The 21,103-nt window shown below is 65.0% G+C and carries 19 protein-coding genes, 1 tRNA gene, 1 pseudogene and 1 other annotated feature; of the genes and pseudogenes, 10 read left to right on the top strand and 11 right to left on the bottom strand.

Annotated elements, in window-relative coordinates; all coding sequences use genetic code 11:
- Positions 1-58: 58 nt before the first annotated feature.
- Genes AB5Y80_RS00430 through ltnD form a run of 6 tightly spaced genes read right to left on the bottom strand, consistent with a single transcriptional unit; the run spans position 59 to position 6,097 of the window.
- Complete coding sequence (locus tag AB5Y80_RS00430) at positions 59-1,564, bottom strand: GntP family permease (RefSeq protein ID WP_010673294.1); 1,506 nt, start codon at positions 1,562-1,564, stop codon at positions 59-61.
- A complete protein-coding gene (gene denD / locus AB5Y80_RS00435) occupies positions 1,561-2,535 on the bottom strand; it encodes a D-erythronate dehydrogenase (protein WP_368172394.1) in 975 nt (324 codons plus the stop codon). Before denD ends, AB5Y80_RS00430 begins: the two co-directional genes overlap by 4 nt.
- Before the next feature lie 11 nt (positions 2,536-2,546).
- Positions 2,547-3,320 carry a 2-oxo-tetronate isomerase gene (gene otnI, locus AB5Y80_RS00440; RefSeq protein ID WP_010673296.1) on the bottom strand — a complete coding sequence of 258 codons (774 nt, stop codon included), beginning with the start codon at positions 3,318-3,320 and terminating at the stop codon, positions 2,547-2,549.
- The gene (locus AB5Y80_RS00445) at positions 3,317-3,949 is read right to left on the bottom strand and encodes an aldolase (RefSeq protein WP_368172395.1); all 633 of its coding nucleotides are present in this window, start codon (positions 3,947-3,949) and stop codon (positions 3,317-3,319) included. The genes otnI and AB5Y80_RS00445 overlap by 4 nt, the downstream gene beginning before the upstream one ends.
- On the bottom strand, positions 3,942-5,192 hold the full coding sequence (gene otnK / locus AB5Y80_RS00450; RefSeq protein WP_323927503.1) for a 3-oxo-tetronate kinase: 1,251 nt from the start codon (positions 5,190-5,192) through the stop codon (positions 3,942-3,944). The genes AB5Y80_RS00445 and otnK overlap by 8 nt, the downstream gene beginning before the upstream one ends.
- Positions 5,189-6,097, bottom strand: coding sequence for an L-threonate dehydrogenase (ltnD, locus tag AB5Y80_RS00455; protein ID WP_128313712.1), 909 nt, complete (start codon positions 6,095-6,097; stop codon positions 5,189-5,191). The genes otnK and ltnD overlap by 4 nt, the downstream gene beginning before the upstream one ends.
- 256 nt (positions 6,098-6,353) lie before the next feature.
- Here ltnD and AB5Y80_RS00460 point away from each other — a divergent pair, with 256 nt between their 5' ends.
- Positions 6,354-7,148: a DeoR/GlpR family DNA-binding transcription regulator gene (locus AB5Y80_RS00460; RefSeq protein WP_041211238.1), complete on the top strand. Its 795-nt coding sequence runs from the start codon at positions 6,354-6,356 to the stop codon at positions 7,146-7,148.
- An 81-nt stretch (positions 7,149-7,229) separates the two neighbouring features.
- Here AB5Y80_RS00460 and AB5Y80_RS00465 read toward each other — a convergent pair.
- The 4 genes and pseudogenes from AB5Y80_RS00465 to AB5Y80_RS00480 all read right to left on the bottom strand — a co-directional run.
- Positions 7,230-8,424: pseudogene (locus AB5Y80_RS00465) on the bottom strand (PQQ-dependent sugar dehydrogenase); the annotation flags it as partial.
- A 160-nt stretch (positions 8,425-8,584) separates the two neighbouring features.
- A complete protein-coding gene (gene ppk2 / locus AB5Y80_RS00470) occupies positions 8,585-9,409 on the bottom strand; it encodes a polyphosphate kinase 2 (protein WP_010673303.1) in 825 nt (274 codons plus the stop codon).
- Positions 9,410-9,671: 262 nt separating this feature from the next.
- A tRNA-Arg gene (locus tag AB5Y80_RS00475) sits at positions 9,672-9,748 on the bottom strand.
- A gap of 50 nt (positions 9,749-9,798) precedes the next feature.
- Positions 9,799-10,950: a flagellar assembly protein FlgT gene (locus AB5Y80_RS00480; RefSeq protein ID WP_039041370.1), complete on the bottom strand. Its 1,152-nt coding sequence runs from the start codon at positions 10,948-10,950 to the stop codon at positions 9,799-9,801.
- Between the two features lie 265 nt (positions 10,951-11,215).
- Here AB5Y80_RS00480 and AB5Y80_RS00485 point away from each other — a divergent pair, with 265 nt between their 5' ends.
- Entirely contained in the window at positions 11,216-11,836 is a 621-nt protein-coding gene (locus AB5Y80_RS00485; RefSeq protein ID WP_010673310.1) for a FlgO family outer membrane protein, read from the top strand.
- 88 nt (positions 11,837-11,924) lie between these two features.
- Positions 11,925-12,350: an LPP20 family lipoprotein gene (locus AB5Y80_RS00490; RefSeq protein WP_010673311.1), complete on the top strand. Its 426-nt coding sequence runs from the start codon at positions 11,925-11,927 to the stop codon at positions 12,348-12,350.
- A gap of 623 nt (positions 12,351-12,973) precedes the next feature.
- Here the strand turns inward: AB5Y80_RS00490 and pheA are convergent.
- A complete protein-coding gene (gene pheA, locus AB5Y80_RS00495) occupies positions 12,974-14,146 on the bottom strand; it encodes a prephenate dehydratase (protein WP_010673312.1) in 1,173 nt (390 codons plus the stop codon).
- A 38-nt stretch (positions 14,147-14,184) separates the two neighbouring features.
- Positions 14,185-14,318: a sequence feature (Phe leader region), on the bottom strand.
- A 191-nt stretch (positions 14,319-14,509) separates the two neighbouring features.
- Between pheA and AB5Y80_RS00500 the strand changes: the two genes are divergently transcribed.
- From AB5Y80_RS00500 to phrB, 7 genes are all read left to right on the top strand, one after another.
- Positions 14,510-15,109, top strand: a complete 600-nt coding sequence (locus AB5Y80_RS00500; protein ID WP_109421944.1) for an HAD family phosphatase — start codon at positions 14,510-14,512, stop codon at positions 15,107-15,109.
- Positions 15,110-15,223: 114 nt separating this feature from the next.
- Positions 15,224-16,087 (top strand): hypothetical protein, encoded by an 864-nt coding sequence (locus AB5Y80_RS00505; protein ID WP_368172396.1) that lies wholly within the window; start codon positions 15,224-15,226, stop codon positions 16,085-16,087.
- An 88-nt stretch (positions 16,088-16,175) separates the two neighbouring features.
- On the top strand, positions 16,176-16,730 hold the full coding sequence (locus AB5Y80_RS00510; protein WP_042864298.1) for a DUF3157 family protein: 555 nt from the start codon (positions 16,176-16,178) through the stop codon (positions 16,728-16,730).
- A 178-nt stretch (positions 16,731-16,908) separates the two neighbouring features.
- Positions 16,909-17,538, top strand: a complete 630-nt coding sequence (locus AB5Y80_RS00515; RefSeq protein ID WP_039041374.1) for an outer membrane beta-barrel protein — start codon at positions 16,909-16,911, stop codon at positions 17,536-17,538.
- Between the two features lie 171 nt (positions 17,539-17,709).
- A complete protein-coding gene (locus tag AB5Y80_RS00520) occupies positions 17,710-18,654 on the top strand; it encodes a DUF523 and DUF1722 domain-containing protein (protein ID WP_010673317.1) in 945 nt (314 codons plus the stop codon).
- Positions 18,655-18,793: 139 nt separating this feature from the next.
- Positions 18,794-19,681, top strand: a complete 888-nt coding sequence (locus tag AB5Y80_RS00525) for a MerR family transcriptional regulator (RefSeq protein ID WP_368172397.1) — start codon at positions 18,794-18,796, stop codon at positions 19,679-19,681.
- A complete protein-coding gene (phrB, locus tag AB5Y80_RS00530) occupies positions 19,678-21,102 on the top strand; it encodes a deoxyribodipyrimidine photo-lyase (RefSeq protein WP_368172398.1) in 1,425 nt (474 codons plus the stop codon). The genes AB5Y80_RS00525 and phrB overlap by 4 nt, the downstream gene beginning before the upstream one ends.
- Position 21,103: the final 1 nt, after the last annotated feature.

The following is a 21,103-nucleotide window of genomic DNA, read 5'->3' on the forward strand; positions in this document are numbered from 1 at the left end:
AAGAGGGCCAGTCTAGCAGACTGGCCCTCGTCACACAGCGTTGCCGTGACGGTGCGGGTCAGGACTCCCGGCTCGGGACGGCCCCTGCCGCCGGAGCCAGGGACTGCCCCTTGACGTACCAGACGATGAGGGCCAGCACCAGCAGCGGCAGCACGGGGTCGAACCAGGTGCCGCCGGAGCCGAACAGCAGGTTCAGCAGGGCGACGCCGGTGCCGCCGATGGCCCAGGCGATGGTGGTCGGGATGGACCAGACGATCATCTGCTGCTTGACGTCGGAGATCCCCATCATGCGGTTGACCACCCAGAACAGGCTGTCGTTGAAGTAGCCGAAGAAGAGCGACCCCATGGTGGCGGCCTGGGCGGCCAGCAGCATGTTGACCCCGGGGATCTGCGCCAGGATGGGGGCGGAGATGGAGGCCGCCGTCACCATGGCCACGGTGCCGGATCCCTGGATGAGGCGCACCAGGGTCGCCACGATGAAGGGGATCAGGATGGGGGAGATGGGCAATTGGGCGATCTGCTCGGCCAGTTGCTGACCTGCGCCACTGTCGCGCAGCACGGCCCCCAGCGCCCCACCGGCACCGGTCACCAGCAGTATGATGCCGGCGGATTGCAGCCCCTCTTCCAGGCGGGCGGCGGTGGCGTGCCTGTCCATGTGCGGGACCAGGGTATAGACCGCCAGCAGCACGCTGATGGCCAGCGCGATGATGGGGGTGCCGATGAAGTTGATGCCCTGCACCAGGGGGTTCGCCATCAGGCCGTCCATGCCCTCCAGGGTGGCCAGAGTGGTGAAGATGGCCTTGACGAAGATGAGCACGATGGGCACCAGGATCGGCAGCAGCGACAGGGTCAGGCTCGGCAGGGTCTTGCCCTCCTTCTCCTTGAGGTACTGCTCATAGGTGGCTTGCAGCTCGTCCGGGGTCTGGGCGGCCTGGGCACCGAACTCGGGGTACTTCTTGTCGAGCCACTGGGCGTAGAAGACGATGCCGAGCACGCAGGGGATGGCCAGGGCCATGCCGGTCAGCAGCATGGCGCCGATGTCCACGCCAAACAGGCCGGCAACCCCCAGCGGGCCTGGGGTCGGCGGCACGGTATGGTGGGTTACCACCAGGCCGCCCGCGAGCGCCACCCCCAGGGTGAGCAGGGAGCGCTTGCCGCTTTTCGCCAGCGCCTTGGCCACCGGATAGAGGATGACGAAGGCGGAATCCACGAAGATGGGGATGCTGACGATGTAGCCCGTGATGGCCAGGGCCCACTCCTCGCGGCGCTTGCCGAGCCACTTGATGAAGCTGTAGGCGATCTGTTCGGCGGCGCCGGAGACCTCAAGCAGGCGACCCATCATGACCCCGAGGCCAATGACGATGCCGATGCTGCCGAGGGTGGAGCCAAAGCCCTGGGTGATCACGGTGAGGGTCTTGTCGATGCTCATGCCGCCGGTGATCCCGGCGATGCAGGCCGCCGCCAGCATGGCGATCAGGGCATGCACCCGGGTGCGGATGACCAGGAACACCAGCACGAAGACCGCGATGATGAGACCGATGATGGGGGTTGGGATGTCGCTCATGATGCCTCCTGCATGTCATGGGTGATGAAACTGTCGATGATGTCGGCAAACGTCCTGTCTGCCGCGAAGCCGAGGGCGCTGGCCCGCTGGTTGTCGATGCGTCCCGGCCAGCTCGCCACGATGCGCTCGATGGCCGGATCGGCGGCAAACTGCACCCGATCCCGGGCCGCCTGGCCACCGGCCCGGGCGAGGGCCTCCAGCATTTCGCCGACGGTCACGCTGATGCCGGGCAGGTTGATGCTGCGGGCGTCACCGGTGGCGGGAAGTCTTGCCGCCAGCAGGAAGTTCGCGACCACGGTGGCGGGGCTGGAGAGCCAGAGGCGCAGATCCGGGTTCACCGGGCAGATGGCGCTCTCCCCTTGCAGCGGCTCGCGGATGATGCTGCTGACAAAGGAGGAGGCGGCGCGGTTCGGCTTGCCCGGCCGCACGCAGATGGTGGGCAGGCGCAATACCAGACCGTCGACGAAGCCCTTGCGGCTGTAGTCGTTGACCAGCAGCTCTCCCATGGCCTTCTGGGCGCCGTAGGAGGAGGTGGGGGTCAGGGCGGTACCGTCATTCACCAGCTCCGGCAGCGGGCCGCCATAGACGGCGAGCGAGCTGGTGAAGACGAAGCGGATGCCCGGCCGGGCATGGCGGCACGCCTCCAGCAGGGTGCGGGTGGTGTCCAGGTTGACCTTCCAGCCCAGATCGAAGTCCTGCTCCGCGTGGCTGCTGACGATGGCGGCCAGGTGGTAGACCACGGCGGTCCGCTCGCTGATGAGGGACTCGGCGACACCGGGTTCGGTGAGGTTGGCCCGCAGACAGCGAACCCTGGGGTCCGGCAGGGGGGATTGCGGCTGCTGGATGTCCACCAGCAGCAGCTCGGTGAAAGGGTGGGGGCCTTGCAGCAGAGCCCGGGCCAATTTCTGGCCCAGGAAGCCACCGCCGCCGGTGATGATGATCTGCATCTTGTTATCCTCAGACTCGTTCATGTTCAGGGTCGTTATTGTTGTGTCAGCCAGCCCAGCCCTTCCCGGGTGCCGGCTCTGGGGTTGTACTCGCAGCCTATCCAGTCGTGGTAGCCCGCCTGCGCCAGCGCCTTGAACAGGTGGGGGTAGGCGATCTCCCCCTCGTCCGGCTCGTGGCGATCCGGCACCGAGGCGATCTGGACGTGGCCGATGGCCGGGCCCAGCTTGCCGATGAGACGGGTGAGATCCCCGTCCATGATCTGGGCGTGGTAGAGGTCAAGCTGCACCCCAACGTTGGGTCTGTCTATCTCCTGCACCAAGGCCAGGGCGTCGAGCTGGTGGGCCAGGAAGTAACCGGGCACATCCCGATCGTTGAGCGGCTCGAGCAGTACCTTGATGCCGTCTTCGGCCAGGAAGTCGGCGGCGAAGCGGATGTTGTCGATCAGGGTCTGGCGGTGGGCCGAGAGGCTATGAGCAGGGTCCACGATGCCGCTCATGGCGTGTACCTTGGTGCAGCCGAGCGCCAGGGCATAGTCACGCACGCTTGGCAGGTGGCCGCGAAACTCCGCTTCCCGCCCCGGGATGGCAGCCATGCCGCGCTCACCCGCGCCCCAGTTGCCCGGCGGCATGTTGAACAGGGCCTGGGAGAGCCCCTGCTCGCGCAAGCGGCGGCCCAGCTCTGCGGCCGGCCACTCGTAGGGGAAGAGGAACTCCACCGCCTCGAAGCCTGCGTCGCGGGCGGCGGCGAAGCGCTCCAGGAACGGCACCTCGGTAAACAGCATGGTGAGATTGGCGGCAAACTTGCTCATGGTTTCATCCTCCTCAATTCATCAATTTCGGGTTCGCTCAGGTAGCGGATGGCGTGGCCATTGAGCATCAGTGCCAGGCGCGCCGTCTCCTCCAGCTCTTCCATGTTGTTGACCGCATCCACCAGATCCTTGCCCGTCACCACGGGGCCGTGGTTGGCCAGCAGGAAGGCGTTGCCTTCGGGGGCGCGGCGCCCCAGCTCCTCGGCGATGCGGGCATCCCCCGGCTTGTAGTAGGGGATGAGCGGCAACTGGCCGACCCGCATCACGTAGTAGGGGGTGAAGGGGCGGATGACGTTGGCCGGATCCAGCCCCTCCAGACAGGAGAGGGCGGTCAGGTGGGTGCAGTGCAGGTGTACCACGGCCCGGCAGTCCGGATTGTTGTGGTAGATGGCGAGGTGGAAGGCCACCTCCTTGGAGGGGCGATCTCCCCCCAGGTGTTCCCCCTGCAGATTGACGTGAGAGAGCCTGTCGGCGCTGAGCCGTCCCAGGCAGGAGCCGGTCGGGGTGGCGATCAGGGTGCCGTCCGGCAGCAGGGCGGAGAGGTTGCCGGCGCCCCCGGTGGCATAACCGCGCTGGAAGAGGGAGGCTCCCAGCATCACCATGGTGTCGCGCAGTGCCTGTTCAGTCATGGAAGTACTCCTGAGCCTTGTCGAAGAAGTCGTCGCTCCCGAAATTGCCGGACTTGAGGGCTAGCGACAGGGGGGCGTCGATGGCCCGCACCCAGGGCACACCGGGGGCGATCTGCGGGCCTATGTGGAACGCCTTGACGCCGAGGGCCTGGGTGACCCGGCTCGAGGTCTCGCCACCGGCGATGATGAAGCGGTCCACGCCGGCGCCTTGCAGCAGTTGGGCGAGGCGGGCAAAGCAGTGTTCCACCGCATCGCTGGCCGCCTGCTGGCCGTGGGTTTCCTGAATGCGGGCCAGCTCCGCCGGGCTGGTGGTGGCGTAGACCAGCGGCGCCGGGGTCCGGGGCTGGTCCAGTACCCAGCGCGCCAGCTCGGCCGGGTAGTCGGCCTCTTCGAGGCAGCGCACCACATCCAGCGCCAGGGCAGGAGCGTGCTGGCGATAGCGGGCCACCTGACGGTTGGTCATCTCGGAGCAGGAGCCCGACAGCACCGCGGCGCGGGTGCCTCTGGGCCAGCCCGCTTCGCGGGCACCCTGCAGATCGCCGCTGCCAAGCTGACGGGCCAGGCCGATGGCGAGGCCGGATCCGCCGGTCACCAGAGGCATGTCGAGGGCTGCGGTGGCGATGTCCAGCAGGTGCTGCTCGGTCAGGGTGTCGACCACGGCGTAGCGCACACCAGCTTGCGTTAGCTGCTCAAAGGCGTCGGCAATGGCGCCGGGACCCTGTGCGATGGTATTGAACGGCACCAGACCGGCACGGCCCTGGGCCTGTCCCTCCATCAGCCGCAGCAGGTTGCTGTCGGTCATGGGGGTGATGGGGTGATGGCGCATGCCGGACTCGGCGAGCGGCTGGGTGCCGACGAAGAGGTTGCCCTGATAGACGGTGCGACCGTTCACCGGCAGGGCCGGGCAGATCAGGGTAAAGGTGCTCTCCAGCGCCGCCAGGAGGGCGTCGGTGACGGGGCCGATGTTGCCCGCCGCCGTGCTGTCGAAGGTGGAGCAGTACTTCTGGTAGATGCGCGGGCAGCCGCGGGCCTTGAGCCAGTCGAGGGCCGCCAGGGAGTCGCGCACTGCCTCATCGGCCGGGCAGGAGCGGCTCTTGAGGCTGATCACCACGGCGTCGACCCCGGTCAGATCCGCCTCTGCCGGGATGCCGGCAAACTGGATGGTGGCGAGGCCGTTCTCCACCAGGAAACCGGCGATGTCGGTGGCGCCGGTGAAGTCGTCTGCGATGACTCCGAGTTTCATGCTTGCTCCTCCTGACCCGGCAGGGTGATGCCTGAGAAGATCTTGATGACGGCGCTGTCATCTTCCTGGCCGTGGCCCGCGTTGCTGGCACCGAGGAACATGTTCAGCGCCGTGCTCGCGAGCGGCAGCGGGAAGCGCAGCGCCTTGGCGGTGTCCGCCACCAGGGTGAGATCCTTGACGAAGATGTCCACTGCGGAGCGGGCCTGGTAGTCACCGGCCAGCACCCGGGGCATGCGGTTTTCAAACATCCAGGAGTTGCCGGCGGCATGGGTCACCACGTCATACATGAGATCCAGGGACACGCCGGCCCGACTGGCCAGGGCCATGGCTTCGGCGGCCACCGCGATGTGCACCCCGGCCAGCAGCTGGTGGATGATCTTGACGGTGCTGCCCTGGCCCGGCTCGCTGCCGACCCGGTAGACCTTGCCAGCCACCGCATCCAGCACCGGGGCCAGCTTGTCGAAGGCGGCGTCGGCGCCTGCGGCCATCACCGTCATCTCCCCCGCGTCGGCCTTGATGGCACCACCGGAGACCGGCGCATCCAGCATCGGCAACCCCATCAGCGCCAGCTCGGCAGCCAGGGCGCTCGCCTCTTCGGCGGCGATGGTGGAAGAGACCATGATGGCAGTGCCCGGTTTGAGGTGGCGAGCCAACCCCGCTTCGCCGAGCAGGATGCGGCGCACCTGGGTGGCGTTGACCACCAGCAACAGCACGGCATCGAGCGTCTCCGCCAGGGGCCTGGCATCGGCCATGACGGCGGCGGCACCGGCCTGCTGCAACTGGCCGCGGGCCTGTTCGCTGAGGTCGATGCCATAGGTGGTGAGCCCGGCCCGAAGGCAGGAACGGGCGGCGCCCATGCCCATGGCGCCCAGGCCGATGACCGCAACATGATAGGGAGTGCTCATCTCGTGATTCCTCGATTACGACTGATGAGCAGATAGTAGAGGCTTGCGGCGATGAAATATCAGGCAGTCGTCACAAAAAATAACTTGCTGCATGTTAATTTTTGTTATTTAAGAGGGTTGAGATTCTTTTGGGTCAAGTTTTGGCGCTAACTTTGTGAATAAATGTGATTTGTGAGCCCGTTTCAGGTTATTTATCATTTTTTCCCAAGTCGCTGGGGTAGAATGGCACCTTCCTTTTCCCGAGGCGCGAGGCAAGATGATTCCCGTAGAGCGACAGCAACGTATCCTGCAACTGCTGGCAGAGCGCGGCGTGGTCAGCATAGTGGAGCTGACCGACTGGCTGCAGGTCTCCCACATGACCATCAGGCGCGACATCCAGAAGCTGGAGGAGCAGGGGCGGGTACTCTCTGTCTCCGGCGGGGTCAGCCTCTCCCAGCGGATCAAGAGCGAGCCCTCCCACGCCGCCAAGCGCAGCCTGATGCAGGGGGCCAAGCTGGCCATTGCCCGGCTCGCCGCCGCCCAGGTGAGCGAGGGGAGCACCGTCTATCTGGATGCCGGTACCACCTCCCTGGAGCTGGCCCGGGAGCTGGCGCTTCGGGAAGACTTGATGATAGTGACCAACGACTTCATGGTCTGCGCCTACCTCATCGAGCACGGCCGCTGCCGCCTCTATCACACCGGGGGTCAGGTCATTCGCGAGAACCAGTCCTGTGCCGGGGAGGCCACCGCCCACTTCCTGCGCAACCTCCATCTGGACATCGCCTTCCTGTCAGCCTCCTCCTGGGACAGTCAGGGGATCTCCACCCCGAGCGAACAGAAGGTACCGGTGAAGCGGGCCGTGGTGGAGTCGGCGGCGACCCGCATCCTCATCTGCGATTCGTCCAAATATGGCAAGGTGGGGACCTTCAACGTGGTGAGCTGGGATGCGATCGATCAGGTGATCACCGACGAGCAACTGCCCCAGAGCGCCCGCGAGGCATTGGCACAGCACGGGGTCAGGGTGACCATGGCGCCGCTGGCCAGTCTGGTGGCCGGCGCCGAACAGGGGTAAGGAAAGGGGCGACAGGGGGCGAACCACAGCGCCACCTGACCGGGATCAGCGACCCTCTGCGGCCGGTGCGTCCGTCAGTTTGGCGGAGCCCTGGATCACCTCCCCCGCCTTCTCGATGTCCCGTCCCATCCCGTGGATGGTGTTGCAGCCCAGCAACCAGAGGCTGGTGCACAGCACCAGCAGCATGCGATTCGTCTTCATCCTTGCTCCTTTCATGCTATGGGGTCAGTTTGAGCAGGCGCCCCTGGCCTGAATCCGTCAACAGGTAGAGGGCGCCGTCGGGGCCCTCCTTGACGGTACGGATCCGCTCCCCCAGATCGGTCAGCAGCCGCTCTGCCGACACTATCTTGTCTCCGTCGAGGTGCAGGCGCAACAAGGCCTGACCGCGCAGGGCGCCGACGAACAGATCCCCCTGCCACTCCCTGAACAGGTTCCCCTGATAAAAGGCCATGCCCGAGGGGGCAATGGAGGGCACCCAGATCCAGCGCGGTGCCGTCATGCCCGGCGCGCTCTGGCCCACGCCAATCTTGCCGCCCCCGTACTCCTCGCCAAAGGTCACTCTGGGCCAGCCGTAGTTGTGGCCTGGCAGGATGAGGTTCACCTCGTCCCCGCCCTGGGGGCCGTGCTCGTGAGCCCAGAACTGCTGGCTGCCCGGACGCAGGGCGGCCCCCTGCATGTTGCGATGACCCAGGCTCCAGATCTCCGGCAGGGCCCCCGGCGTCTTGACGAAGGGGTTGTCGGCGGGGACCCGGCCATCCTTGTGCAGGCGCACCGTCTTGCCGAGGTGGTTGTCCAGCGTCTGGGCCCGCTCCCGCTCGCTGTAGCGATCCCCCAGGGTGATGAAGAGGTGGTCATCCGTCAGCACCAGGCGAGAGCCGAAATGGGCGCCGCCAGCCACCTTGGGCTCTTGGCGAAACAGCAGTTGCCAGTCGACGAGGGCCTCTTTTTGCAGCCGGGCCCGGGCCACGGCGGTGCCGGCGCCTCCGTCCCCCGGCTCGCTGTAGCTGAGATAGAGCCAGCCATCGCCGTCCAGGGCGAGATCGAGCAGACCCCCCTGACCCGTGGCGGCGAGGGGCGGCAGGCCGGAGACCACATGGCGGGTGCCACCCGCATCGATGCGCAGCAGGCGCCCAGGGCGCTCGCTGACGAGGTAGCCGCCATCCGGCAGCAAGGCCAGTCCCCAGGGGTGGCGTAGCTCCCCCGCCACCGGGGTCAGGGTCAGCGCCCGCACCGGGAGCACCAGGCAGACAAGCAGCAGGGCAAACAGTCGCAACATGGGGGCCTCCTCGCTCGGCCAGACCTGAATGTCGCTGAAGTATAGGGGAGGCAAACGGGAAAACGTGAGCAACAACAAGCCATTGGGTGATACCGGCAGCGCCTGTTGCCCCTTGGGGCTGGAAGGGAAAGGGGGTGAGCCAGGGCTCACCCCCCTCTGGCTAGAAGAGGGCTGGCACGATGCGAAGCGGGTGATCCGATGGTTTGACTTTGCCTATCTTGCGCTTGGGCAGCTTCACCGGCTCGGCTGGCAGCGCCTCGTAGGGGATGTGCGCCAGCAGGTGGGAGATGATGTTGAGGCGCACCCGTTTCTTGTCCTCGGAGTGGGCCACGAACCAGGGGGCCCAGGCGGTGTCGGTGGCGATGAACATGGCATCCCGCGCCCGGGTGTAGTCATCCCAGCGATCGAAGGACTTGATGTCCATGGGGGAGAGCTTCCAGATCTTGCGGCCATCGTCGATGCGATCACGCAGCCGCCGCTCCTGCTCTTGTGGGGTCACCTCCAGCCAGTACTTCAGCAGAATGATGCCAGAGTCCACCAGGGCTTTTTCCACCATGGGGGTGCCAGCCAGGAATTTGTCGCTCGCCTCCTCGCTGCAAAAGCCCATGATGCGCTCCACCCCGGCCCGGTTGTACCAGCTGCGATCGAAGATGACGATCTCCCCCGCCGCCGGCAGATGGGGGATGTAGCGCTGGAAGTAGAGCTGGCTCTTCTCCCGCTCCGTGGGGGCGGGCAGTGCGACGACCCGAAAGACCCGGGGGCTGACCCGCTCGGTGATCGCCTTGATGGTGCCCCCCTTGCCGGCCCCGTCGCGCCCCTCGAAGACGATGCAGACCTTGAGCCCCTTGTGCACCACCCACTGCTGCAGCCTGACCAGCTCCACGTGCAAGAGGCGCAGCGCTTTTTCGTATGCCTTGTTGCCAAGGGGCTTTTGCGCCTCGGCCACGACCGGTTCTTCCGTTCTGGATTTTCGTTTGCTGCCCATGATGTCCTTCTCTGTGTCTCGGCGAATGGAAGGCCGTCCTGCCGGACGGCGCCCTTCAAGGGTAGATGACGGTGTGCCGCCACCGGGAGTGGCAACTACAGGGGGATGGCCGGGATCATCTTTGGTGGGGCTCGCGGGGTTGTTGGTGGCAGTGAGACATTGAAGAGGGGGGGGCGGGACCTGGCCGCCATGGATGCAGGGGAAATGGCGCAGAAACGCACAAGGGGCTGGCATCATGACGATGCCAGCCCCTTGCTGTGTATGGTGTTCCCGACTGGAGTCGAACCAGTGGCCTGTCCCTTAGGAGGGGACCGCTCTATCCTGCTGAGCTACGGGAACCTTGTGGCGGGCATTATACAAGAAGCATTGTGCTTTTAAACCCTTGATTCCTATTCCAATACGGCCAGGTCACCGATTTGGACATTGAACGGCGAATATTTGTTCTGACTGCTGATGATGGCGCCATCCTCGAACACCTGCACCACCTCGAACAGACCGTCAGCGGGGTTGCGCATCACCCTGGACTTGCCATAGGGGTCGACGAAGTCGGCGCTGTGCTGGACCCGGAACTGGTCCCCGAGTTTGACCCCGTTGCGACGGCCCAGGTTGATGTGGGGGCCGCGCTCGTGCTGGGCCACGATCCGGGCGGTGACGGGGGCACAGGCGAGTTCGGCGGCGATGTCCTGGGCCGCCTCCTTCAACTGGTAGCCCACCTCCTGGCCAAAGCTCGACTGCCAGAACTGACCGCCGCTGCTGCCCACCTGCTCCCGCTTGGAGAAGGTCCAGTTGGCGCGGCCCTTGTACTCCTTGCGGCCGAGCAGGCTGCCGTTGATGCCGTCGAACAGGTAGAGCTGCATGGAGAAGTTGCGCACGGGATCCTCATACCAGCTGGTGAGGGCGTTGCCCTGGGGCTCGAGGGAGAGGTCGTCGATGCTGCCGAGCACCAGATACTGGCTGTCGGTGCGCAGGCTCAGGGCCTTGATCTCCTCAAGGGCGCTGCGATCCCCCTGTTGCAGATGGAGAGGGTCGATGCGCAGGTTCTCGTCCAGCCACTGGCGTGCGACCACCTGGGGTGTCGTCGCCAGGGTTTCAAACAGCCGGCGGGAGAGATCGGCGGGCATGTCGTCCAGGGCACCGGTGCTCGCCTGGTCCGGGTAGCGCATGCGCAGGCGCACCAGCGTCAAATCCTTGGCGTAGTGCTGGGTCTGGCAGATCTGCCGCTCCGCCTGGATGTCGGCCACGAGGGTGATGTACATGCGGCCGTTGCGCACCTCTTCGCGCTTGAGGCGGTACTGGCGGATGTCGCCGCCTGAGCGGATCTGGATCTGCTCGGAGCGCAGGCTGCCGTTTTCCAGGCGCTGGATGCTGGAGACGGAGGCACCGCTGGCCAGCAGCGCCTGGCGCAGGGCATCCCGGGTCGCCTGCTCGCGGGCGTAGACCTCGTCGCCCCCCAGAATGGCGGCACTGCCCTGGGCCTCGATAAGTTCGGCCCTGGCCGACAGGCTGGCCAGCAGCAGGGTGAACAGCAGCGAAACTTTCATAACAAACACCTTGAGTGGGCGACCCCGCTGCCGCCGGTGGGGCGGGTCAGGGATCCTGGACACAGATCCGGTCTGCACCGGAGCGGGTGACCAAATAAAAGCAAGAACCATGCCTTCTTCCCTGGCCGGAGCCCGTACGGCGGGCTCCGGTGGCACAGTACACGCCTTTGCTTGGGGATCATCGAGGATCCTGCGCGCATTCCCGCCTCAAGTGTTGGCGGTTGCGACCGATAACAGGTCAGGTGCAGATACAGGAAAGGTATCCATGAAGAGAGTTATCACGGTGCTGGCGGTGGCGCTGGCATTGGTCGGTTGCGGGTCGGCCGACCCCATCAATCGGGAGCTGGGAGACCCCCGCCAGGCGGCGAAGGGGATGGAGCTCAACTGGCTGGTGGCCCGCATGACGGATCAGCTGATGGAGCGCAAGTCTCTCACGACCCTGACCGAGCCCATTGCGGTCGCCTCCTTTGTCGATCTCGACACCCTGAAGGACACCAACTGGATGGGACAGCAGATCGAGGAGAGCTTCATCTACGAGCTGAACCGGCGCGGTGAGGTGGTGGTGGACTTCAAGACCACGGGCAACATCCAGGTGACCCCGCAGGGGGACTTCGTGATGAGTCGCAACTACAAGGATCTCTCGTCCCGGCTGCCCATCTCCCGCATCCTGACCGGCACCTTCAGCCGCAATCAGCAGGGGATCCTGGTCAACGCCCGCATCATCGATCTGCGCACCAAGATGGTGGAGACCACGGCCCAGAGCCTGATCCCGAAACAATATTTGTCCGGTGCCAGCAACTCCTTTGGCCGGGCCTCCATCAATCGCGGTTACCTGATGCGGGGGGGCCAGAGCCCGTCCGGCCATCTGGTCAACCTGACCCCTTGAGGTGGCGCGTCATGAAGCGTGAAGCGGGCTGGCTGACATTGAGCCGTGAAACATCGGGTGTGGTGAACAGGAAAACGGGGAAACAGCGATGAAAATCTTGTTGGGTTGCCTGATGGCCATGTTGCTGACGGCGTGCAGTGGCAACCGGGTGGTGAACTATGACGTGGGCGAGAAGCCCGATGACTTCCCGGTGCTCAAGGCGGTGGGGTATGCGGTGATCGACATCCAGCCCGGTCCCTCCCAGTCCGAGAAGATGTTGCAGGCGATCCGCGCCTCCAAGATGGACGCCTACCGGGAGCTGGCGGAGCAGCTCAACGGCCAGCAGGTGCGCGGCCAGAGCAGCTACAAGGACCTGACCCAGACCTCCAACTCCCTGGATGTGTCGGTGGCGGGCATGGTGCGCGGTGCCCGGGTGGTGGCGACCTATCCCCGTGGCAACACCTATGCCACCGAGCTGGAGCTCGACACCCGCAACCTCTATCACCTGAACCAGCTGATGGCGGGCCAGTTCTAGGGCGGGTCCGGGGGGCGCCGGCATGAGCCGGGCGTTCATCACGGCACAGACAAAGGCGAGCGCAGGCTCGCCTTTTTGTTTGGTCGGGAAAGGGCTCGGATCTGCGGGGAATAACCGGGTTGGTGCCTTGGACGGCATAGGGCCTGGGGAGGATAAACGGGGTTGGCGCCTTGGACGGGATAGGGCCTGGAGAGGATAACCGGGGTTGGCGTCTTGGGGGGGAACTGGTCTTCGGCAGGAGAAACGGAGTTGATGGGCCGGTCGGGATCCGGCCTGTGGCGAGGAAAAAGGGGGCTGAGATCGCACAAGAGGTGCCCGGGGGTCGGAATGGCGGCCTTTTTTGTTTAGGGAAATCTAACGATATCACCATGTCGTTAAATAAAGCCAAACGATAGAAAGGTCCGGCAGGCGGCAAAAGGGGGCCGCCACGGGAGGAAGATGGCCTGATGGTGAGTGGAAAGACAGCCGCGCCAGGATCCCGGGTCCACGAGGAAGGGGGTGGAGGGCGGTTTAACGCCGGAAGGGAAGGGCGGGACTGGGCCGCGTCTCACGGGGAGGGCGCAGAGAGCACAAAGGCGAGCCGGGGCTCGCCTTTGTGTGGCAGGGGCGGGATCCCCTTCCCATCAGCTTCCCATCAAGACGGGCGGCACGGCGGTCGGCTTGACGTCTTCGCTCGGGTAGCAGCCCAGCACCTTGATGTAGCGGGTGATCTTGGTCAGCTCCAGCAGGGCGGCCTGCATGGCCGGGGTCTGCAGGTTGGCGGAGACATCCAGGTAGAACATCTCCTCCCAGGGGTTGCCCTGCACCGGACGGGATTCCAGCTTGGTCATGTTGATCTCGTGGCTGCGCAGCACCAGCAGCGCCTCCACCAGGGAGCCCGGCTTCTGGGAGGTGGACATGATGAGGGTGGTCTTGGCCGGGATCTGGGGCGCCACGTCGATGGGCTTGCGCGCCACCACGATGAAGCGGCTGTAGTTCTCCTTCTGGTTGGCGAGCTGCTCGGCCAGCACGTCCAGGCCGTAGAGCTCGCCGCCGGCGGCGCTGCCGATGGCCGCCGCTTCCGGGCTTGCCAGCTCCTTCACCTTCATCATGGCGCTGGAGGAGGAGTCGCAGATCTCGTGGCGCGCTCCTTCCAGCTTGCTGAGGTAATGGGAGCACTGCTGGAACACCTGGGGATGGGCGTAGAAGGTCTTGATGCGTTCGATCTCAGTGGGCACGGCGGTGAGGATGCAGTGCTCGATGGGATAGGTGAGCTCACCCACGATGGAGAGGGTGGTGTGCTGCATCACGTCGTACACCTCGTTGATGGAGCCCGAGCTGGTGTTCTCGATGGGCAGCACCCCGAAGGCGGCACGGCCCGACTCCACGGTGTCCAGCACCTCGCGGAAGTTCTGGCAGTTCACCTCGATCACCTGATCCTTGTAGCGGGCCAGGTACTTGCGGGCGGCCAGGCTCGAGTAGGAGCCGCGCGGTCCCAGGTAGGCGACGCTGGTCATGGGCTCCTGCTGCTGGGGGTTGAGCAGGCTCTGCAGGTAGGCCTGCTGGGAGAGCACGGAGTCTTCGATGATGGTGTGGTAGATGCGGGTGATGTACTGGGCATCCAGTCCGAGGGCGCGCCCTTTCTGGATCAGGGCGACCAGCAAGTCCTGCTCGCGCTGGTGGTCACGGATGGGACGGGGATTGGCCTGCTTGGCGCGGGCGACCTCGATGCTGAGGGTCTTGCGTTTGGCCAGCAGGGCGAGCAGCTCCTGATCCAACTGGGTGATGTCGTGTCTGATCTCGTCGAGCGTTGCCATGGTGGTTCCCTATCCAGTGATTCTGTGGTGTGTGGTGCAAAAAAAAGCCTCCGCTGGGGAGGCTCGATTCGTCTTTGGTTTCTGTTTACGCGAATGGTTCACGTGACGACGGGCCTTCCCTCATGTGGGCCGGGTAAACGAGAAAACAAAGAAGAATGGTGTGTTCATGGGCGTGTCCTGAATGTAACGCCATAACCATTAAGGGATTTGGCGGTGCGATGCAAGTAAAACTTGCCCGGGGGCGTTGAACGGGGCAGGGTGGTGGCTCGGGTTGCCGGGGGAGAGTGAGCGTCGTTCTGGTCCCTGTTTATGGCAACCGCCGTGACCACATCCGTGGCAACAACACATAGAGGGGACGAGACGATGGCGGTGATCTTCGATCTGGGCAGGGTGGTGGTGCGCTGGGATCCGGTGGCCATAGTGAGTGGGGTGCGCGGACCCGAGGGGGCGACAGCGATCGCGGAGCAGCTGTTCAACCACCCGGACTGGCTGGAGGTGGACAGGGGGACCCTCTCCCTGCACACCATGGCCCGTCAGGCGCAGGGGCGCACCGGCCTGTCGATGGCGGAGAATCTGGCCATCTTGCAGGCGGTGCCGTCCTCCCTTGTGCCGGATCCTGCCATGGTGGCGCTCATCGAAGAACTGCACGGTGCAGGCCACACCCTCTATGCCCTCTCCAACATGGGGCACGCCAGCATCGACTGGCTGGAGCAGCATCAGTCCTTCTGGCGCTTCTTCAGCGGCAAGGTGGTGTCGGCCCGGGTGCGGATGCTCAAACCCGAGCCCGACATCTACCGTTATCTGCTGGTGTCGTTCGACCTCAAGGCTGGGGAGTGCCTCTTTATCGACGACAGCCCGGCCAACGTGGCGGCGGCCGAGGCGCTCGGTCTGCGGGGGCTGATCTTCACCGATCCGGCCCGGTGCCGGGCGCATCTGATCGCTCAGGGGTTGTTGCCTGCCTGAGGGGAGCCAGTTTCGCTTCGCAGCGAAAAAAGTGGGGGAAGCGTTGATTTGGAGCAAATAATGTACAGTTTTACCCGCACTCTTTAAGTGTATATTCAGCTTGGGGCGGGCAAAATGGTATCCAGTTCATCATCCGGAGTTGTTGTTATGGATGCCAATGTCGTTGCGCTGAATCGGGGATACGATCAGACCTTTCAAGCCAGGGAACAGAGGCTCATCAACACCCTGGCCGGTTACAGCGAACTGCTTGTCTCCTTCTCCGGCCGACTGGAATCCTGCTACAGCATGGATCTGTGCCGGGCCAGCGGGGTGCGATTTCGCGCCATCACCCTGGACAACCCCACCCTCAGCCGCCAGTCGGTGGCCAGGGCACAGCGCTACTGCCGGCACTACGGCATCCCCCATCAGGTGCTCAAGACCGACGAGATGATCTTCAGCGCCCACCTGGGCCACCTCGCCGAGGTGACCGACCCGGTGCGCTACCTCTGCCAGCAGCTCGAACATGAAGAGGGCCCGCCGCTGCTGATGTCGGCCTCGGTGGAGGAGAAGCGGGAGTACCTGCGCCGATTCCACAGCCTGCCCGCCAACACCCTCTGGATCTTTGCCGAGCAGGGGATGACCAACCGGGATTTTCGCTACGGCTTTCACCAGCGGCAACTGGCGTTCTGGGGAGACGTGGGGGAGGCCTGCCTGAGCCGGCGGTTTGTCGATATGACTTCCCTGGACAGGCGGCACCTGCGGATGGTCGACATGGCCGAGCAGATGCTGGTGGACATGGGGCTGGGGGGCGCCCAGGTCTTCTTCCATACCCTGGGTGACAGGGTCACCACCCTTGCGAGGATCCGGGTGCCCGAACGGCTGCGGGCCCTGGTGTTCGACATGCAGCCCACCATCCAGAAGGCCCTCAGGAGTGCCCAGTTCGATCTGGTGACCCTGGATCTGGCCACGCTGGAGGATCCCCACCCCCTGGTCATCTGAGCCGGGGCGTAACGTGAGGGGGGTCATAGGCAAGGAGGGCACGACTCTTTATACTGCCCCCTTCGCATCCTTTATCGAGTGCCTGCCCATGAAACCCCTCTCCCGACTGCTGGTCGCCCTCTGTCTGTGCCCTCTGCTGGCCGAGGCGGCTCCCCTGCACCAGATCACCTTGCCGGATGGTCGCCAGGTGCAACTCAATGACGATTTCACCTGGGAATACCTGCTGGTCAAGCCGGCAGCCACGGTAGCCGGTCAGGCAGTGACGGCGAGTGTCGCGGCCCCGGTGCTGACCGAGCAGGCCATGGCCCATCCCGACTTGCTCTCCCAGGCGACCCGGGACGGCATCACGGTGAAGCTGGACCAGGTGGCGGGGGACGATCCCCTCAGCCTGCAGTTCGTGGTGAGCAACACCGGCAGTCGCAACGTGGTGCGCGTCAACGGCAGCCTGACCCTGTTCAGCGCCGACGGGGTGCAGCTTTCGACCGAGCCCGTGCGCTTCTGGGTCGGGGAGAACCGCCTGCCTGACTCCTACCTGCGCAAGGGGGAGGCACGCGCCTCCCGGGCCATCGAGCTAGCACGACCCGCCGGCCTCACCGGCAAGCCGCTGGTGCGGGTGCAGATCGACGAGGTGGAGTTCCGCTAGGATGACGGCGGGGGAGCCCTCGCTCCCCCGCAGAGTGTTGCACCGGTAACCGCCAGCAATATCCGCTTACATCTGACATGGTTTGGCAACAGCTTGCTCCTCGGCGTTGCCCCCTTTGCCCGTCACAATGGCTCCATTCCAGTTAGGTCCGCCTAACTCAACCCATGGAGTCAACAAAATGCAAAAGATCGCACTGTCTGTTCTGGTTCTGGCCGGTCTCTCTTCCACCTCCGTCCTGGCGCAAGATGCCTTCAGCTATGCCAAGGGCTCTGCTACCTGGGCCCACACCAAGTCTGACTACATCGGTGGCAAGGATGGGGAGAACCGCGACTTCGGCGGCCTGAGCCTGGATCTCTCCAAGAGCTTCACCAGCAATGTCTATGGCCGGATCGGCAGCGAATACACCTCCCGCAGCAGCGGCAACGACAGCATGGCCATCTCCAGCCTGGGGATGGGTGTCTACACCCCCCTCAGCACCGGCCTGAACCTCTACGGTGAAACCGGCCTGATGGGCTACAGCCTGGAACGGGAGCTGGCCTCCGACGTGAACCACTCCGGTTGGGATACCCTGGCCCGCAAGAAGAGCGGCAGCCTCTACGGAGAAGTGGGTCTGCGCTACGACATCGGCGCCGTCGAGCTCTCCACCGGCTATCGCTACGCCAACATGACCGACGACATGCACGACTTCAAGGCGGGGGCGGCCTACAAGCTGACCCAGAACCTGGCCCTCACCGCCGACTACACCTATCGCAACTGGGATCTGCAAAAAGGCTCCATCTCCAGCCTGGGTGTGAAATACAGCTTCTGATCATCCTTCCTGCAGGGTCTTCACCTTTACCCATGACTTCGGTCATGGGTTTTTTTATGGGTGCTGATCCGCCCGCCGCCCCTGGCCGTATCAGTTCGCAATAGTTATACAGCTTCCAATTTTTTGTATAACTGCTATAACTTACTCAAGGCTTATACAAGGGGCTTCATCATGTACAAGATCAAGGTCGGTATCAGTGCCTGTCTGCTCGGCCAGGAAGTGCGCTTCGACGGGGGCCACAAACGATCCAGTTTCTGCGAACGGGATCTGGGTGCCCATTTCGACTATCACCCCGTCTGCCCCGAGATGGCTATTGGCCTGGGCGCACCCCGCGCCGCCATCCGGCTGGTGAAGCGCCAGGGCGAGGTGCGGGCCGAGGCAAGCAACGGCAGCTTCGACGTCACCGACAAGCTGATTGCCTTCAGCGAGCAGAAGGCACGCCAGCTCGACTTCCTCTCTGGCTACATCCTCTGCGCCAAGTCCCCCAGCTGCGGCATGGAGCGGGTGCGTATCTATGGCGCCAACAACGAGGGGAGCGCCAAGGAGGGGGTCGGCCTCTTCGCCAAGGCGCTGATGGAGGCCAACCCCCTGCTGCCGGTGGAGGAAGATGGCCGCCTGTGCGACCCCATCCTGCGGGAGAACTTCGTGCTGCGGGTCTTCGCCTACCACGACTGGCAGCAGCTTTGCGCCCGGGGGATCACTGCCTCAGCCCTGATCCGCTTCCATTCACGCTACAAGTACCTGGTGCTCTCCCACGCCACCACCCACTACCGGGCGCTGGGGCGCCTGCTCGCCAACCTTGGCAAGGCCAACTTGCAGGAGGTGGCCGACAGCTACATCCAGGGGTTGATGGCGGCGCTGACCCTGCGGGCCAACCGCCGCAGCCACACCAATGTGTTGATGCACCTGCAGGGCTACTTCAAGCGGGTGCTGACCCCGGCCCAGAAGCAGGAGCTGTGCGACACCATCGACAAGTACCGCACCGGCGTCTTCCCGTTGCTGGTGCCCCTTACCCTGATCCGCCACTACCTGCGCGAGTACCCGAACCCCTATCTCGCCGAGCAGGTGTACCTCAATCCCCATCCCGACACGCTGAAATTGCGTTACGGGCTGTGAAGGTGTGGCTGGATTTGGCCGATCAGGCCTACCTCGACCTTCATCCCGACACGCTCAAGCTGCGCTACGGGCTCTGAACCCTCTGTGCAGGCCCTGGTGGATGACCGGGGCCTCTTCCCAACGTCTGATGGACTCTCTCATGTCTGATGAATCACAAGCAGCCGCGCCTCTCCCCGACGAGGGCGTCTACCCCATTCGCGAGGTCTCCCGCCTCACCGGCGTCAACGCCGTCACCCTGCGCGCCTGGCAGCGCCGCTACGGGCTGGTGCAACCGGCCCGAACCGAGAAGGGCCATCGCCTCTACAGCGAGCAGGATATCCGCCAGATAGGCGAGATCCTGAGCTGGCTGGAGCGGGGGGTGAGCATAGGTCAGGTGAAGGGGCTGCTGAGCGAGCCCCAGAGTGCGCCGGTGAGCGACCACTGGCAGCAGACCCTGGAGCAGTTCAGCCAGGCGCTGCTCGCCTTCAACCAGCGCAAGGCGGAGGCCGAGCTTGGCGATCTGCTGGCGAGCTACCCCTTCGAGCTGGTGCGCAGCCGGGTGCTGCAGCCCCTGGTGGAGCGGCTGCTGGGGCTGTGGCGCGAGCGCCCCGATGGCGAGCTGCTGCAACAGGTGTGGCTCGGCTGGCTGCATACCCGCTTCGCCCGCCACCTCATCGAGCAGGAGAAGGGCGTGCCCGTCACCCTGGCAAGCTGGGGGCAGGTGGGGCCGATGGATCTGGTCTGGGCTGCGTATGAGCTCATCGGTCAGGGATATGAGGTGCAACTGCTGGGGGCGGTGGAGCCCCGCCATGCCACCCTGCTGGAGGGGCGCGCCACACCCCCCTGGCTGATCCTGCTGGGGGCCGGGCTCGGCAAGCAGGACCAGGCCGCCGAATGGCCTGCGGGTACCCGCTTCTTTGGCGAGCTGGGACGCCTCTACGATGAGCCGTGGCGGCGTGCCCGCAACTGGCACGCCACCCTGGCAGAGGTCAGTGCGACGCCCCGCACTGCCAAGGCGAAGGGCAAGGGCGGGAGAACACCGTCATGAGGCTGGTCTGGTTTCGCAACGATCTGCGTCTGGCCGACAACCCGGCCCTGCGCCACGCCTGCGCCGGAGATGAACCGGTCGCCGCACTCTTCATCGTCTCGCCGACCCAGTGGCAGACGCACAAGCTGGCCCTGGTCCGCCAGCGCTTCATGCTGGCACAGGTGGATGCCATGGGCCGAGAGCTGGCGGCCCTCGGCATTCCGCTTCATCTGCTGCGGGTCGAGACCTTTGCCGAGGTGCCGACGGCGCTGACGGCGCTCTGCCGGGATCTCGGGGTGAGCCAGCTCTACGCCAACCAGGCCATCGAGATTGACGAGCTGCGCCGCGACCACGCCGTCAGCGCCGCGCTGGGGGAGCAGGGCCTGACCAGCCACTGGTTCAACGGCTGCTGCGTGCTGCCGCCCGGTCGGGTGCTGACCGGGTCGGGGGAGATGTTCAAGGTCTTCACCCCCTTCAGCCGCGCCTGGCTCAAGGCTCTCGAGGAGGATGGCTTCGTCATTCACCGTGCCCCCGCACCACGCGGCGAGCCGTTGCCGTGGCTGCCCCTGGCCGAGCGGGAGTGGGTGGACGACGGGATGGGGGATCTGACGCCGGACACCCGCTGGCCGGTGGGGGAGGCCGAGGCGAGCCGCCGATTGCACGTTTTTCTGGATCAGGCGGTGCTCGATTACGGCGAGACCCGGGACTTTCCGGCGCTGGCGGGCACCTCCGTGCTCTCCCCCTATCTGGCGGCGGGCATCATCAGTGCCCGCCAGTGCGTGGGGGCACTGCAGCAGCGTCTCGGCTACCGGCCCCAGTCGAAGGCCCAACCCGGTTTTGTCTGGCTCAACGAGCTCATCTGGCGCGAGTTCTACCGCCACTTGCTGGTGCTGATCCCGAGCCTCTCCATGAACCGCCCCTTCAAGCCGGAGACGGCGGCCCTGCCGTGGAGCTGGGATCCGGATGCCTTCGCCGCCTGGTGCGAGGGGCGCACCGGTTACCCCGTGGTGGATGCGGCCATGCGCTGCCTCAACGCCACCGGCTGGATGCACAACCGGCTGCGGATGATAGTGGCGAGCTTCCTCACCAAGGATCTCCACATCCACTGGCGGCTCGGGGAGGACTACTTTATGAGTCGGCTCATCGACGGGGATCTGGCGGCCAACAATGGTGGCTGGCAGTGGGCGGCGGGGACCGGGGCCGATGCGGCGCCCTATTTCCGGGTCTTCAACCCCACCACCCAGGGGCAACGATTTGATCCACAAGGGGAGTTCATTCGTACCTGGGTCACTGAGCTGGCGGATGTGCCTGCTGCCTATCTCCACGAGCCCCACGACTGGTTGCGGCTCAAGGGGCGGCAGGATTATCCGGCCCCCATGGTGGATCATGCCGTTGCACGGGTGAGGGCCATCGAGATGTTCCGCGAACTGGAGAAAAACTAGC

The organism is Aeromonas sp. R2-1, assembly GCF_040908425.1.
Lineage (GTDB): Bacteria > Pseudomonadota > Gammaproteobacteria > Enterobacterales > Aeromonadaceae > Aeromonas > Aeromonas caviae.